General features: G+C 42.6%; 14 protein-coding genes. 7 read left to right on the top strand and 7 right to left on the bottom strand.

Annotation, left to right across the window (positions count from 1 at the left end):
- Positions 1-47 precede the first annotated feature (47 nt).
- The 4 genes from treP to rnpA form a co-directional block, all read right to left on the bottom strand.
- A complete protein-coding gene (treP, locus tag RWO08_RS03290; protein WP_291427623.1) occupies positions 48-1562 on the bottom strand; it encodes a PTS system trehalose-specific EIIBC component in 1515 nt (504 codons plus the stop codon).
- 178 nt (positions 1563-1740) lie between these two features.
- Positions 1741-2556, bottom strand: coding sequence for an RNA-binding cell elongation regulator Jag/EloR (gene jag / locus RWO08_RS03285; protein ID WP_314211222.1), 816 nt, complete (start codon positions 2554-2556; stop codon positions 1741-1743).
- A gap of 27 nt (positions 2557-2583) precedes the next feature.
- Positions 2584-3405 carry a YidC/Oxa1 family membrane protein insertase gene (locus tag RWO08_RS03280; RefSeq protein ID WP_070756461.1) on the bottom strand — a complete coding sequence of 274 codons (822 nt, stop codon included), beginning with the start codon at positions 3403-3405 and terminating at the stop codon, positions 2584-2586.
- Positions 3406-3414: 9 nt separating this feature from the next.
- Positions 3415-3762, bottom strand: coding sequence for a ribonuclease P protein component (gene rnpA / locus RWO08_RS03275; protein ID WP_023392569.1), 348 nt, complete (start codon positions 3760-3762; stop codon positions 3415-3417).
- Between the two features lie 220 nt (positions 3763-3982).
- Between rnpA and RWO08_RS03270 the strand changes: the two genes are divergently transcribed.
- Entirely contained in the window at positions 3983-4630 is a 648-nt protein-coding gene (locus RWO08_RS03270; protein WP_070756463.1) for a metal-binding protein ZinT, read from the top strand.
- 75 nt (positions 4631-4705) lie between these two features.
- Here RWO08_RS03270 and RWO08_RS03265 read toward each other — a convergent pair whose 3' ends face one another.
- The 3 genes from RWO08_RS03265 to rpmH all read right to left on the bottom strand — a co-directional run bounded on the left by RWO08_RS03265 (position 4706) and on the right by rpmH (position 6137).
- Entirely contained in the window at positions 4706-5227 is a 522-nt protein-coding gene (locus RWO08_RS03265) for a methyltransferase (RefSeq protein WP_314211221.1), read from the bottom strand.
- 27 nt (positions 5228-5254) lie between these two features.
- The gene (locus tag RWO08_RS03260; protein WP_314211220.1) at positions 5255-5917 is read right to left on the bottom strand and encodes an NAD(P)H-dependent oxidoreductase; all 663 of its coding nucleotides are present in this window, start codon (positions 5915-5917) and stop codon (positions 5255-5257) included.
- A gap of 85 nt (positions 5918-6002) precedes the next feature.
- Positions 6003-6137, bottom strand: coding sequence for a 50S ribosomal protein L34 (rpmH, locus tag RWO08_RS03255; protein WP_023392574.1), 135 nt, complete (start codon positions 6135-6137; stop codon positions 6003-6005).
- Positions 6138-6625: 488 nt separating this feature from the next.
- On the opposite strand from rpmH, the gene dnaA reads away from it, so the two are divergent.
- The 6 genes from dnaA (at position 6626) to gyrA (ending at position 15276) form a co-directional block, all read left to right on the top strand.
- Positions 6626-7990 (top strand): chromosomal replication initiator protein DnaA, encoded by a 1365-nt coding sequence (gene dnaA / locus RWO08_RS03250; protein WP_291454895.1) that lies wholly within the window; start codon positions 6626-6628, stop codon positions 7988-7990.
- Positions 7991-8163: 173 nt separating this feature from the next.
- A complete protein-coding gene (dnaN, locus tag RWO08_RS03245; RefSeq protein WP_291454894.1) occupies positions 8164-9315 on the top strand; it encodes a DNA polymerase III subunit beta in 1152 nt (383 codons plus the stop codon).
- A 149-nt stretch (positions 9316-9464) separates the two neighbouring features.
- Positions 9465-9695, top strand: coding sequence for a S4 domain-containing protein YaaA (gene yaaA, locus RWO08_RS03240; RefSeq protein WP_023392577.1), 231 nt, complete (start codon positions 9465-9467; stop codon positions 9693-9695).
- On the top strand, positions 9685-10839 hold the full coding sequence (gene recF, locus RWO08_RS03235) for a DNA replication/repair protein RecF (RefSeq protein WP_311466453.1): 1155 nt from the start codon (positions 9685-9687) through the stop codon (positions 10837-10839). Before yaaA ends, recF begins: the two co-directional genes overlap by 11 nt.
- Positions 10805-12727 carry a DNA topoisomerase (ATP-hydrolyzing) subunit B gene (gene gyrB / locus RWO08_RS03230; protein WP_070756471.1) on the top strand — a complete coding sequence of 641 codons (1923 nt, stop codon included), beginning with the start codon at positions 10805-10807 and terminating at the stop codon, positions 12725-12727. Before recF ends, gyrB begins: the two co-directional genes overlap by 35 nt.
- Before the next feature lie 32 nt (positions 12728-12759).
- On the top strand, positions 12760-15276 hold the full coding sequence (gene gyrA, locus RWO08_RS03225; RefSeq protein ID WP_311466450.1) for a DNA gyrase subunit A: 2517 nt from the start codon (positions 12760-12762) through the stop codon (positions 15274-15276).
- Positions 15277-15297 lie beyond the last annotated feature (21 nt).

Raw genomic sequence — 15297 nt, 5'->3', positions numbered from 1 at the left:
CTTTCAAAAGGGCTAAGATGATTATCCTAGCCCCATAGCCTCTACTTTTACTTGTTAAAGAATGGAATATCAAAGTCAAGAGCCTTGTTATCCAAGAACTTGAATTGACGATTGAAGAAGAGTGTTACAACAAATGGGACCACTAAAGCGACTGCCATGCAGACAAAGAACATAGCCATAGATCCCGGTTGAATTGCGAGGAATCCTGGTAGACCGCCAACCCCAATAGCGTTAGATGTGACCTTATAAGTCGTTGCAATCAAACCCGCAATACTAGAGCCAATCATGCCGGCAAGAAATGGATAGAGATACTTCAGGTTAACCCCAAAGAGGGCTGGCTCAGTAACTCCTAAGTAACATGAAATAGTAGACGGCACTGTAATTTGGTTTTGCTCTTCGTCCTTACGTGTCAACCACCAGACAGCTAAAACAGCGGAACCTTGGGCAATGTTAGAGAGGGCAATCATTGGCCAGAGACCTGTCCCATTGAAACGAGCGATGAGTTCTGAGTCAATCGCGTTAGTCATGTGATGAAGACCGGTGATAACAAGCGGCGCATAGAAAGCACCAAAAATAGCACCAAAGAGCCAAGAGAAAGTGCCGGTCAACCCTGCTCTAACAACCTGTGAAATCCAGTCACCAATTGTCCAACCAATTGGACCTAAAACTGTATGAGCCAAGATTACTGCAGGAACTAGGGCTAAGAAGGGCACCAGAATCATGGACAGAACTTCAGGCACCACTTTACGCCAGAAGATTTCAAGATAAGATAGGGCCAAACCTGCTAAAATAGCCGGAATGACTTGAGCTTGATAACCAATTGCATTAAGTTTAAAGAATCCAAAATCCCAGAATTTAAGGGTTTGGTCTTTTGATGCCTGAACATAATCGTAAGCACTAGTTAACAGATTTGGTGATACAAGGGTAATCCCAAGGACAATCCCCAGAATTTGGGTGGTACCCATCTTACGCGTCACCGACCAGACAATCCCTACCGGTAAAAAGTGGAAGATAGCTTCACCCGGTAACCATAAAAAGTGATTAACCCCACTCCAAAACTGGGAAACATTGACAATTGTGTTATAGAGTATAGTGCCATCTGGATTAAATTGTGCTTGTCCATGCACAAATTTCTGTCCTAAAAATTCAAGTGGCACATTTCCTAGGATGTTACGAAAACCTAAAATCAAGCCACCTACGATAATGGCTGGAATAATTGGGGCGAAGATCTCTGCCATAGTCGTCATAGCTCGCTGTAAGAGACTTTGGTTCTTCTTAGCAGCAGCCTTGACTTCATCCTTGCTGGCTTCACCTACACCAGAAACCGCTTGGAATTCTTTGTAGAATTCAGATACCGCATTACCAATAATGACCTGGAATTGGCCCGCTTGAGTAAAGCTACCTTTGACAGATGCTAGCGCTTCGATTGCTTTGACATCTGCCTGACTAGGGTCGACCAAGGCAAAACGCATCCGTGTTGCACAGTGGGTCACTGCTGAGATGTTTTCCTTGCCACCAATTAAGGACAATAATTGCGTCGCATCTTGTTTGAAGTTTGACATCCTTTTTCCTCCTTTTAAACTTGTCTGTACAAATTTATAATTTCATTGTATCACTTATCACAGTGAATGCAAGCCTTTTTTGTAAGAGTTTTCTTATTGTGAAAGCATACTTCCATAATAAATCAGCTGTAACTGACTTATGAGTCAATTACAGCTGATTTTACTTTATTATTTTCATTTAGTTTTCATACTCAACCACTAAATATCGGTTAGGTTCAACCCCTTCAGAGTGGGTCTTAACATGTTCGATTTGACTGAGATGAGAGTGAATTTGCTTACGCTCGAAAGCTGGTAGAGGATCTAAGATTACTGCTTGCTTAGTCTTAAGGACTTGGCGTGCCGTACGTTCTGCAATACTTTCTAAGATGCCTGCACGACGATCGCGGTAGTCGCCCACATTAAGTAGAACTGCTACACGACGGTGATGCCCACGGTGAACCATTACTTGAGCCAAGGATTGCAAGGCATCAATGATTTTACCATGTTTCCCGATAATCAAACCAGATTTGTCTGTTTCAATATTGAAATGTACTTCGCGGGAACTTGCTTCTACACTAACCTTTGCTTCAGCGCCAAAAGCCTTAATGACATCTTCAAGGTAACGTGCCACTGCTTCGAGGCTAACTGAACCTTCGGTTTTTTCTTCGGACTCAACCACTTCTTCTGTTTCTTCCACAAGAACAGTTTCTTCAACAAGTGGACTCACTTCTTGGCTTGGCACAACTGGCTCCGCGACTACTTGACTTTCAAGAGCTACAGCTGCTGTCACTTCTTCAACTTCTTTGGTTTCTTCAGCTAAGTCGTTGAGCGAGATTTTAGTTTTGGCACTAATTTCAACAATGGCATCTTGTTTACCAAAGCCGAAGAGACCCTTCTTACCTTCATTAATGACAGTTACCACCGCTTGATCTTCAGTGATATTAAGTTTTGATAAGCCGATTTTGACTGCTTGTTCCACGCTAGGTGCTTTAATCGTAACACTGTTATCTAACATAAAAGAACGCTCCTTTACTTATACTAACTATTTAACCTTCTTCAGCGCTTTACGTAAACGACGCTGACGGGCTTTTTCTTCTTGGCGTTTTGCTTCTCTTTGGGCAATAATCTTGTATGGATTATAGAAGATAAAGGTTTGGACAACCCGTACCGCATTGGATACCACCCAGTAGAGGGTAACCGCTGCTGGGAAGTTGAAGGATACCAAGAGAATCATGGCAGGTGCCACATAAGTCATGGCTTTGCTGGCGCCATTTTGGATAGGATTAGCCTTAACTGTTAGGTATGAGCTATACCAAGTTAATACTGCGGCCAAAATTGGTAAGATGAAGTAAGGGTCTGCCTTACCCAAGGCTAGCCAGAGGAAGTGGCCATCCCGTAAAACTTCAGTTCGAGCAATTACCTGATAGAGGGCGAACATGACTGGCAATTGAATGAGAAGCGGTAAACATCCTGCAAATTGGTTAACACCGCGTTCTTTCATCAAATCCTGTTGAGCCTGCTGGAGGGCTTCCATGGACGCGCGATCTCGGTTAGGGAATTGTTTTTTCAGTTCTTCAATTTCAGGTTGGATTTCAGCCATTTGGAATTGCGAATCCATCTGCATCTTGGTCAGAGGAGTTAGCGCAACCAAAATAATAATGGTAAAGAGAATAATACCTAAGCCGTAACTGCCTCCCAGTAAATTGGATAACCAAATAATGAATTGAGAGAGGGGGTAGATGATGTAGCCATCCCAGACACCACTACTGTTGGCGTCGACATTTGATGTGGCACCGCAACCCGCTAAGAAGATTGGCAAGGCCAAAAGCATGGCTGCTTTCATCCATCGCGATAAATTTTTCATTGAAACCTCCTATGAATGGGATGATAATAACTTTGCAACGGTCATGACATGACGCAAGGATTGACGCACCGTAGCCTGATCCTTGTCTTTAATATCAGGTCGAGCAATGAGAAGATAATCATATTCGTGGGGGATCTCATGCTCTAAATCCTGCAAGGATTGACGGAGATAACGTTTGACCTTATTGCGCATGACAGCATTCCCGATACGTTTTCCAACCGATAATCCGACGCGAAAATGTGCTTGTTCAGGTTTCGGATAGACATAAAGCACTAACTGCCGGTTGGCGTAAGTCTGGGCATGGTGATAGACATGTTGAAATTCACGTTCTTTCTTGATTCGATAAGCTTTCTTCATGGTCTCTCCTTATTCTGCCTCAGGTGCAAAGTATTTCCCTACTATTATACCGTATTTTGCAAGCTTTTACATCTATAATTGTGTTTTGGAGCGGTTTTTCTTTTCATCTTTCGTAAGCATATGGCTATTTACTTAAGTTTATAAAACGTAATGGTTGCTTTTTACAAACTTATCCTTTATACTATAAAAAGTAACCATTACTTTTATAAAGGAGAAGAATATGAAACGTACTTTATTTTTATTACTGAGTCTCTTTGCACTAGCAGTGAGCCCCGTCTCTGTTTTTGCCCACGGTAACCATTCCCACCATGAAGTAAAACCGCATCAAAAAGGGGTTTTTGAAGACAGTCAAGTCTCTGATCGGACCTTAAGTGACTATAGTGGTGACTGGCAATCTGTCTATCCTTACATGGAAAGCGGAGAACTGGATATGGTTATGCGCTACAAGTCTAAGGCAGAAGGCGCAACCAAGACTTTCGAAGAATATAAGGAATACTACCTAGCGGGTTACAAGACAGATGTCACTCGAATCGTGATTGACGGCGATAGCGGCAAAATTACTTTCTATAAAGGTGACCAAGCTAGCACGGCAACCTACCGCTACGATGGCTATAAGATTTTGACCTATAAATCTGGTAAAAAAGGGGTCCGCTACCTCTTCACAGCCGAAGGTGACAGCCAAGGAGCACCTAAACACATTCAATTCTCTGACCATGAGATTGGGCCTACCAAAGCCGAACACTTCCATATCTTTGCTGGTGACCAAGACCACGAAAAATTATTGGAAGAAATGGAAAATTGGCCAACCTACTACCCAAGCGATCTTGATGTCTATGAAATCATCGATGAAATGATTGCCCACCATTAATTAAAAAAGCCAGACTAAAGGAGAAATATCTCTTTGGTCTGGCTTTTTTACTTAAGTTAAGTAACTCAGAATTATTTAAATATAGCGCCGGACTCTTTTCATGTAGTCCTTGTAGCTTTTTCCAAACTTTGCTAGACACCATCTTTCTTCAGAGAGAATAATCCAATGTGCCGAAATCTGGAAGATTAAGACTGTTATCAACATTGGCACAGACTGTGTTAAGAAAGACATTCCTAAGAAACAAATAAAATAGGCCACATACATCGGATTTCTTGATAATTTATAAATACCGTTAATATTTAACCCATTAACATCTGGCAATGCGAAGCATACAACAGAAATTGCACATAATAGGATACCTACTATAAAAAAGACAATTCCACAGTAAAATAAAAGTGAATCATCAATTTTTACAGATGACATTATTAAGCATATGCACAATCCAATATTGGACACCTGATAAATGTAATATGCTATTTTTTCTGATTTTTGTAGTGGAGCAAAATATGCAGCTCGCTGTATCGCTTCTCTCTTTATGATTGCTAGTAACCCGAATCTTACTATTAAGAATAGCAACAAAAGCCAAATCCCAGCCATTATCATCTCTCCTCAAAAGTTCATCATTTATTTAACCCAAGTCACTAACTGATCTAGTGGCTGGCGAGTTTTTTGAGGGACTGAACCAAGGCCATAGCCGAAAGACACCATGACAGAGACACCCCATTCACTAGGATCTAATAGGCCACGTTCAGTTAACAAATCAGTCACTGCCTGACGATTGAAACCTTCCATAGCCAGAGAATCAATGCCTCGCAAGGCTGCAACCTGCATCATCTGTGCTAGTGCAAGATAGGATTGCTTGCTAGCCCAATCGAAAGTGGCCCGTTCAGTGCTCAATAAGTCAAAATCTTCCTTCTGGAAGGTCTCGAAGCGTTGTTGCTTAAATTCACAGAAGTCCTCTGGCAGTCCTTGAACTTCCCGCATCATGTAATTAATATAAGGCGCATCATAGCGCAAACTTGCCTGTGTACGCGATAAAATGATGACAAAATGACTAGCTGATGCTAAAGCTTTCTGAGCACCTAGGGCGATAGGAGCCAAGGCTTGCTTGAGTGACTCCGATTCAATGACTAAAAAGTGCCAAGGCTCAAAACCATAAGAACTAGGAGCTAATTGGCCTGCTTCTAAAATCAAGTGGAAATCCTGGTCAGAAATCTTACGATTAGGGTCATAGTCACGACAAGCATAACGTCGCTTCAGTAAATCTCGAATAGCTTCTGGGGTCATGATAAAGTCCTTTCTTTAGGTAGCTTACTATAGATAAGAAGAAAGGCCGCTTCTGGTTCAGAAGCGGCCTGTTAAGGTCTCATAATTATTGAGCCAGACGTTTGCGTCCTTTTTGGCGGCGACGTTTTAAGACGTTACGGCCGTTTTTAGTGCTCATACGTTTACGGAAACCATGCACTTTTTTACGTGTACGTTTCTTTGGTTGGTAAGTTCTCTTCATGCGATCCACCTCCTGCTGCATTCTTATGTAGAGTACTAGATTAGTTTAATGAAGTTAGGGCTGAAAGTCAAGGATTTTTGTAACTTTTGCTAAACTTTCTCTGTCACAAGTAGGCACTGAATCCGACGTACTGTGCACAAATGTGTGGATAAGTATCATAACTTGTGCATAAGTATTAACTATATCCACAAGCTATTTTTAATTTATCCACATTTTAAAACTTATGCACATTATAGCGACTTATGCACAGAAATAAGTTGATAATTGCCATGAAAGCTTATATAATAAGGTTTGTATTCCTTTCACTTATGCACATCTAGCTGTGTTTTTCTCTCTAAATGGACTTTATCCACACTTTTCATGCACCTGTGGATAAGTTTCCGTTCATATGTGGATAGTGGGACTTATCCACAGAAACTAGAGAAAATAACCCAATTATGCTATAATAGAAGTGATTGATTCTGCTTATGAAAGAGGTGACCCCGTCAATGGAAGAGAAAGAGCTCTTTTGGCAAGAACTCCTAGAATATATTCGCCACTATGGTGGTTTAGACGAAAAGACTTTTGATGCTTTCGTTTCTAGTGCTGACATCATGGAATTAACAGAAAACTCCTTTAAACTGCGCGTTCCCAATAGTCTTATTCGCAATTTCTGGGAACAGGGGAAGCTTAAGAATGTCGTAGTAGATTTTTCCTTATCTACCTTTGGTCGTCAGTACCAAGCCAAATATGTGGTATCTCCTTCTAAGCAGCAGGTAAATACTCCAGTAGTCCAAACACCAGTCCATATTTCTCCCTTGGAGATGGAACCCAATGAACCGAGTTCTTATAGTCGCTCCCAATTAAATCCTAACTATACCTTCTCTAATTTTGTCATCGGGGAGGCCAATAAAATGGCCCATGCAGCAGCCTTGACCGTCTGTGATGCGCCGGGAGAGACTTACAACCCTTACCTGATTTATGGGGGTGTAGGGCTAGGTAAAACCCACCTCATGCAGGCAATTGGGAACGAAATTCTCAGCCGCCAACCGCATGCTAAGATTAAGTATGCCACGACAGAGTCCTTCACTAATGACTTTATTACGGCTTTAGAGAAAAATACAATCGAGGAATTCCGCCATATGTACCGGAAGATTGATGTCCTCTTGATTGACGATATTCAGTTTTTAAGTAATAAGAACAAGACGCGCGAAGAGTTCTTCCATACCTTTAATGAACTCTATAATCACGGCAAGCAGATTGTCATGACCTGTGACCGCCTGCCAAGTTCCTTAAGTGGTTTAGAAGATCGACTGATTAGTCGCTTTGCTTGGGGCTTGCAGATTGATATTACGCCACCAGACTTTGAAACGCGGATTGCCATCTTACGCAAAAAGGCAAGTAATGAATTCTCGGCCGATACCTTACAATATATCGCCAGCCACGTCAATACCAATATCCGGGAACTAGAGGGTGCCTTGACGCGGGTCACAGCCTATGCGACTATCCACAACCGTGAAATTACAACTAATTTAGCGGCTGAAGCCCTATCCAGTCTCCTCAATGGGACTCCAACCACAGGCGATAAGCTATCCATTGATGAGATTGTCACCCAAGTGGGTCGCTACTATAATGTCGAAATTGATGAATTAAAGGGCAAGAAACGGACCAAGGAAATTGTTCATCCCCGTCAAGTTGCCATGTATCTCTGTCGTGAATTAACAGATGTCTCCTTCCCAAAAATTGGCGAAGCCTTTGGCAAGCGTAATCACACCACTATTATCCATGCCTATGAGAAAATCAATGACGAATTACAACATAATGCGCGACTAAAACAGGAGCTCAGTGAACTCAAACAAAAACTAGGTCAGTAAGCTTGTTGATAAGTCTAAACACTTGTGGATAATTATGCACAGGGTTTTCCACATGTAAAAATCCCTTTATCTTCCCACTCAAGACAGTCTTCCACAGAATCCACAAGCCTTATGATGAAGAAGACTATATATATTTATCTTATTATATTTATGAATAAAAGGAGTCGACCACCATGCATTTTTCGATTAACCGTGATTACTTCATTAATCAACTCAACCATGTAGCACGAGCTATTCCAGGTAAAGCAGCTATTCCTGTCTTAACTGGTATGAAGTTAGAACTAAAATCAGATCGTCTGATTTTAACCGGTAGTGACGCTAGCATTTCCATTGAAAGTGTCATTGAAACAAGCCAAGAGGCAGCCCAACTTCAAGTTACTAGACTAGGTAGTATTGTCTTATCAGCACGCCTCTTCATTGATATTGTGCGCAAGCTACCAACTAATCAGGTAGAGATTGAAGTTCAAGACCACTATAATGTTCAATTAACATCAGGTAAAGCGGTCTTTACTATCCAAGGGGTCGACAGTAGCCAATACCCTGTCTTACCGGAAACAGATGAAGATAAGCCTGTCACCTTACCAGGTCTACTATTTAAGAAGTTAATCAACCAAACTATCTTCTCTGCCTCTAACCAAGAAAACCGTCCAATTTTAACTGGTTTGAACCTTTCTTTCCATGATGGTTACTTGACTGGGGTCGCAACTGATAGTCATCGTTTGAGTAAACGCGATATTCCAATTAAGGATCTAAATCCAAGTCTCAAGGGGCTGAATATTACCATTCCTAAAAAAACAGTGATTGAGTTGACTCGTATCTTAGATGACGAAACTAACGTGACTTTTTATGTTATGGCTCAGCAACTAGTTTTCCATTTTGATAATCTAGTCATTTACTCTCGTTTACTAGAGGGAACTTTCCCAGATACTAGCCGCTTAATTCCAACTACTTACAATACAGAATTAACCGTCAACACCCAATCCTTCAGCCAGGCTTTGGAGCGGGCAGCGCTCTTAGTTCATGTGGCTAAGTCTAATGTGGTTCAACTCAAAATGAGTCAAGGCAGTGTGGCGCTTCTAGTACAAGGTATTTCAATTGGTCAGTCTACCGAAGAGTTAAGCTATGATAGCTTGGAAGGGGACGACTTAACCATTGCCTTCAACCCTGATTACATGCGTGATGCCGTCAAATCATTTGGTGATACCACCATTAAATTAGGCTTTATCTCAGGTGAACGGCCATTATTGCTCCGCGAAGATAAAGTTGAAGAAGGTCATAATGACTTGATCCAACTCTTAACGCCAATCCGTACTCACCACGCTTAAAAATCTAAAACTGAAAAAAAACGCCTTTTTAGGCGTTTTTTTATTTAGCTAACTATTGGGCTTATTTGCCAGAAAAATTGCTTAAATCGACAAAAAAGAGTATAATTAGAGGGTAAAGGTCTAAAATCAAGATAGGTTAAGGTGATAAAATGGCAAGACAAGAAATAAGCATTGAGTCAGATTTCATTACCCTAGGACAGGTATTGAAAAATGAAGGCATCATTGCAACAGGTGGCCAAGCCAAATGGTTTCTGTCAGAAGAAAAGGTCTTGGTGAATCAGGAGCAAGAAACACGCCGAGGGCGCAAGCTCTATCCAGGGGATCAGGTCACCATTCCGGCTTTGGATTTTGATGCCTTGATGGTTGCAGATGAAGCTTAAGACCTTAAAGTTAAGCCATTTTCGGAATTACCAAGGGATTGAGCTTTGCCTAGGACCGGGTTTAACTATTCTGACAGGTGAAAATGCCCAGGGCAAGACTAACCTCTTAGAATCGATTTTTCTCTTGTCCTTGGCTAAAAGTCACCGAACGAATCATGATAGCGAAATGATTGAGTGGGACCAAGAACAGGCGCGGATTGAAGCGGTTATTGAAACCAAGAACTATGAAATTCCCCTGGCTTTAACCTTGACCAAAAAAGGCAAGGTAGCTCAGGTTAATTATTTAGATCAATCGAAGCTTAGCCATTTTGTGGGGCAATTCAATACGGTGCTATTTGCGCCAGAAGATATGCAACTAATCAAGGGGGCACCTAATTTACGGCGTCGTTTCCTAGATATCGAGTTAGGTCAGGCCAATCCCATTTATCTTAATCACCTCTTAACCTACCAGCGTTTGCTTAAACAGCGCAATAGCTACCTCAAGCAGGAGGGACGAGGCAAGAAATTCGATCAAGTCTTCTTTGAAATTTTGACTGAGCAACTATGCCAAGAAGGTGCTCATTTGATTCAATATCGCATGGAATTTCTTGAAAAATTAGGGCAAATCGCTAGTCCTATCCATCAGAATCTATCCAATGGTCGTGACCAGTTACATCTTGAATATGTCAATGGTAGCCAAGTTTATCAGCCTTTAACCTTAGAGGAAAGAATCAAGCAACTCCTCGATCAAGCTAGCACTTATGCCAGTCGTGAGCGTGATCAAGGAACGACCTTGTTTGGGCCTCACCGCGATGATTTTATGACCTATGTAAATGATAAAAAAGCCCAATTCTTCGGATCTCAGGGTCAGCAACGTACCATTGTCTTGAGTTTAAAACTGGCTGAAATTGAGCTCATTAAACAAGCACGAGGCGAATATCCCGTTCTACTCTTAGATGATGTCTTATCAGAGCTAGATGACGATCGCCAACATATTTTGATGTCTTATATTAAAGATAAGGTCCAAACCATCCTGACGACTGCGACGATTAAGGGCCTTAAACTACATCAGTTGCCTCATGCCGAGATTTTCTATATCTCAGCAGGTAACATCAGTAAAGGAGAACACTATGACGGAACAAATGCAAGCACCCCAACAGTATGATGCGGGTCAGATTCAGGTCTTAGAAGGTTTAGAAGCCGTCCGCAAGCGTCCCGGTATGTATATCGGGTCTACCTCGATTGTTGGTTTACACCATTTAGTTTGGGAAATTGTGGATAACTCAATCGACGAAGCCTTGGCTGGTTATTGTGACCATATCGAAGTAACCATTGAAGCCAATAATAGTATTACCGTTCAAGATAATGGGCGGGGGATTCCTGTTGATATTCAACCTCAAACAGGCCGTCCAGCGGTTGAGACAGTTTTTACGGTCCTCCATGCCGGTGGTAAATTTGGCGGTGGCGGTTATAAGGTGTCGGGTGGTCTCCACGGTGTGGGGGCATCTGTCGTAAACGCCTTGTCTACTGAATTAACCGTTCAAGTTTCGCGTGACGGGAAACTCTATCAACAACGTTACCACCGTGGAGCCGTTGAAGGCGACCTCGAAGTTATCGGTCAAGCTACAGAAACAGGGACCAAGGTCAACTTTTTACCAGACCCTGCTATCTTTACTGAAACAACGGTCTTTGAATATGATCGTTTGAAGAAACGGATTCGCGAGTTAGCCTTTCTTAACAAGGGTTTGCGGATTACCATTGAAGATAAGCGTCTGGATCAAGAAGAAAAAGATAGCTTCCACTATGAGGGTGGGATTAAGAGCTATGTACAACATCTTAATCAACATAAGACGCCAATTTTTGAAGAACCAATTTACATTGAAGGCGAAGTCGATGATATCCAAGTCGAAATTTCCATGCAGTATACGGATAGTTATCATACAACCATTCTGTCCTTTGCCAACAATATTCACACCCATGAGGGTGGGTCTCATGAAGCCGGCTTTAAGACTGGTTTAACGCGGGTTATCAATGATTATGCCCGTAAGATGAACTTAATCAAGGATAATGACGAGAACCTAACCGGTGAAGATGTCCGTGAAGGCTTAACCTTGGTTCTCTCTATCAAACACCCAGATCCTCAATTTGAGGGGCAAACCAAGACAAAATTAGGTAACTCTGAAGTACGGGCTATCACAGACCGACTCTTCTCCAATGGGTTTGATGTTTACCTGATGGAAAATCCTAAAGTGGCACGCATTATTGTCGATAAAGGGATTTTAGCGGCTAAGGCTCGTATGGCGGCTAAGCGTGCACGGGAAATGACAAGACGTAAGTCAGTCATGGAAATTAGTAACCTACCTGGTAAATTAGCTGACTGTTCTAGCCGTGAAGCTGAACTCTGCGAATTATTTATCGTCGAGGGGGACTCAGCCGGCGGTTCGGCTAAGCAGGGTCGTTCGCGTATGTACCAAGCCATTTTACCTATTCGTGGTAAAATTCTTAACGTTGAAAAAGCCTCCATGGATAAAATCCTTAATAACGAAGAAATTCGTTCCCTCTTTACTGCCATGGGGACTGGCTTCGGGGGAGAATTCGATGTCGCTAAAGCTCGTTATCATAAACTTATTCTTATGACCGATGCGGACGTCGATGGGGCTCACATCAGAACCCTACTCCTGACCTTGATTTATCGCTATATGCGTCCACTTTTAGATGCAGGTTATGTTTATATTGCTAAACCACCGCTCTATCAAGTTAAACAAGGTAAGCGTGCTATTTACCTAGATACTGATGCAGAACTCAAGGAGTGGCAAGAAGAAAATCCTAACGCGCGCTACACTATTCAGCGCTATAAGGGTCTTGGGGAAATGAACGAAGATCAATTATGGGAAACAACCATGAATCCAGAAAATCGCCGTATGTTACAGGTGACGGTGGAAGATGCTATTGAAGCGGAAGCCGTCCTGGAAATGTTGATGGGTGACGATGTAGAACCACGGCGGGCCTTCATTGAAGATAATGCTGTCTATGTCGAAAACCTTGATATCTAGCAGGCTGCGACAAGGAGAAAGGAACTAATAGTATGAGTGAAAGCTTTGATCATACACCGCATAATTATGAGGTCGTCAATCTCTCTAACGAGATGCGGACTTCCTTCCTAGATTATGCTATGAGCGTCATCGTTTCTCGGGCTTTGCCTGATGTACGTGACGGACTTAAGCCGGTTCACCGCCGTATTCTCTACGGGATGAATGAAATGGGAGTTACTCCGGATAAACCTTATAAGAAATCTGCTCGTATCGTCGGGGACGTTATGGGTAAATATCACCCACACGGGGACTCGGCGATTTATGAAGCCATGGTCCGGATGGCCCAACCTTTTAGTTATCGGGAACTACTAGTTGATGGGCATGGTAACTTTGGTTCTGTCGATGGCGACGGGGCAGCCGCGATGCGGTATACTGAAGCGCGTATGTCTAAGATTGCCATGGAAATGCTCAAAGATATCAATAAGGATACCGTTGATTTCAAGGACAACTATTCTCAAGAAGAAAAAGAACCTGTAACTCTTCCCTCTCGTTTCCCTAACGTCTTAGTCAACGGGGCAGCCGGGATTGCGGTCGGGATGGCAACCAATATTCCGCCTCATAACTTAGGCGAAACCATTGATGCCCTCAGCCTCTTGATGAAAAATCCAGAGGTGTCAGTTAATGAGCTGATGGAAGCTTTACCTGGACCTGACTTTCCAACAGGTGGGATTGTCATGGGTAAATCAGGTATCCGCAAGGCCTATCAAACTGGTAAAGGCAAGATTATTGTTCGCAGTCGCGTCGAAATCGAGCAAATGGCTCATGACAAGGAACGAATTGTTGTGACCGAGATTCCCTATGGGGTCAACAAGGCTAAGTTAGTAGAACGGATTGCCGAATTAGCTCGGGAGAAAAAAATTGAAGGGATTACCTATGTGGCCGATGAATCAGGCCGTGAAGGTATGCGGATTGTCGTAGAAGTAAGACGCGACACCAGTGCCAATGTCGTGCTCAACAATCTCTATAAATACACTGCCCTTCAAGTTACGTTTGGCTTCAATATGTTAGCCATTGACAAAGGTGTTCCAAAGATTATGAGCCTCAAGGAAATCTTGACCAAATATTTGGAATACCAAATCGAAGTTATTCGTCGTCGGACTGAGTTTGAAAAACGCAAAGCCGAAGATCGTGCTCACATCTTAGAAGGTTTGCGTAAGGCATTAGACTTCATTGATGAGATTATTGCCATTATTCGTGGCTCTCACGATACAGAAGTAGCCAAGGCTCAGTTAATTGAACGTTTTGAATTCTCGCCAATTCAGGCCCAAGCGATCCTAGACATGCGTCTAGCTCGCTTGACTGGTTTGGAACGTGAGAAGATTGAAGCAGAATATAACGATTTGATGGAATTAATTCGTCGCTTAACTGAAATTTTGAGTTCAGAAGCTAACATTATGGCCATTATTGAAGACGAATTGGCAGATATCAAGAATCGCTTCCCAGGTGAGCGTCGGACGGAATTACGTGTTGGCGAATTAACCAGTATCGAAGATGAAGACTTGATTGAGGAAGAAGATGTCTTGATTGCCTTGACCTCTAATGGTTACATCAAACGTATGACCCAGGATGAATTCCAAGTCCAAAACCGTGGTGGCCGTGGGGTCAAAGGTATGGGTATGAGTGATAATGATAATATCCAGACCCTTGTTTCTTGCTCGACTCACGACAGCCTACTCTTCTTCACCAATAAAGGGAAGGTCTACCAAAGTAAAGGTTATGATATTCCTGAGTATGGTCGGACTGCCAAGGGGATTCCAGTGGTCAACCTCCTCAATATCGAGAAGGAAGAATACGTTAAGGAAATCATTGCCCTTCATCCAAGTGAAGAAAATCAATACCTCTTCTTTGTAACCAAGAATGGGATTGTGAAGCGTTCTGACGTTAACGCCTATGCCAACATCCGCAATAATGGTTTGATTGCCCTTAACATGCGCGAAGACGATGAATTAATCAACGTCCTAGTGACGAATGGTCAGCAAAACATTATTATCGGAAGTCACAATGGTTATGCTATGACTTTCTCAGAAACAGATGCCCGTATCATGGGCCGGACAGCGACTGGTGTTCGTGGGATGAAACTGCGTGAGGGTGACTATGTCGTTGGGGCTGCCGTCTTAAACCCTGAATCTAATGTCTTAGTTGTAACCGAGCGTGGTTATGGTAAGCAAACCCCAGCTAGCGAGTATGCTGTTAAGAACCGAGGCGGTAAAGGGATTAAGACCTCTAATATTTCTGCTAAATCTGGTCAGCTTGCTGGTATCGTAGCGACCGAAGGCGATGAGGACCTCATGGTCATGACAGATCAAGGGGTTGTAATCCGCTTCAATATTGCTAGCATCTCTGTCACTTCACGCGCTACCCTTGGGGTCAAAATGATTCGTCTAGATGATGGAGCTAAGGTAAGTTCTATTACCAAGATCATGAAGACAGGTGAAGAAACTCAAGAACTGGCTGAAACGGAAGTAGATACCGAAGAAGCCAAGGATGACTCGGATTCTGAAGAAGAATAAGAAGTTCAATCAAGAAGTTGG

This window comes from uncultured Abiotrophia sp., assembly GCF_963520105.1.
Taxonomy (GTDB): domain Bacteria; phylum Bacillota; class Bacilli; order Lactobacillales; family Aerococcaceae; genus Abiotrophia.
This window is presented reverse-complemented; position numbering and strand designations above follow the sequence as displayed.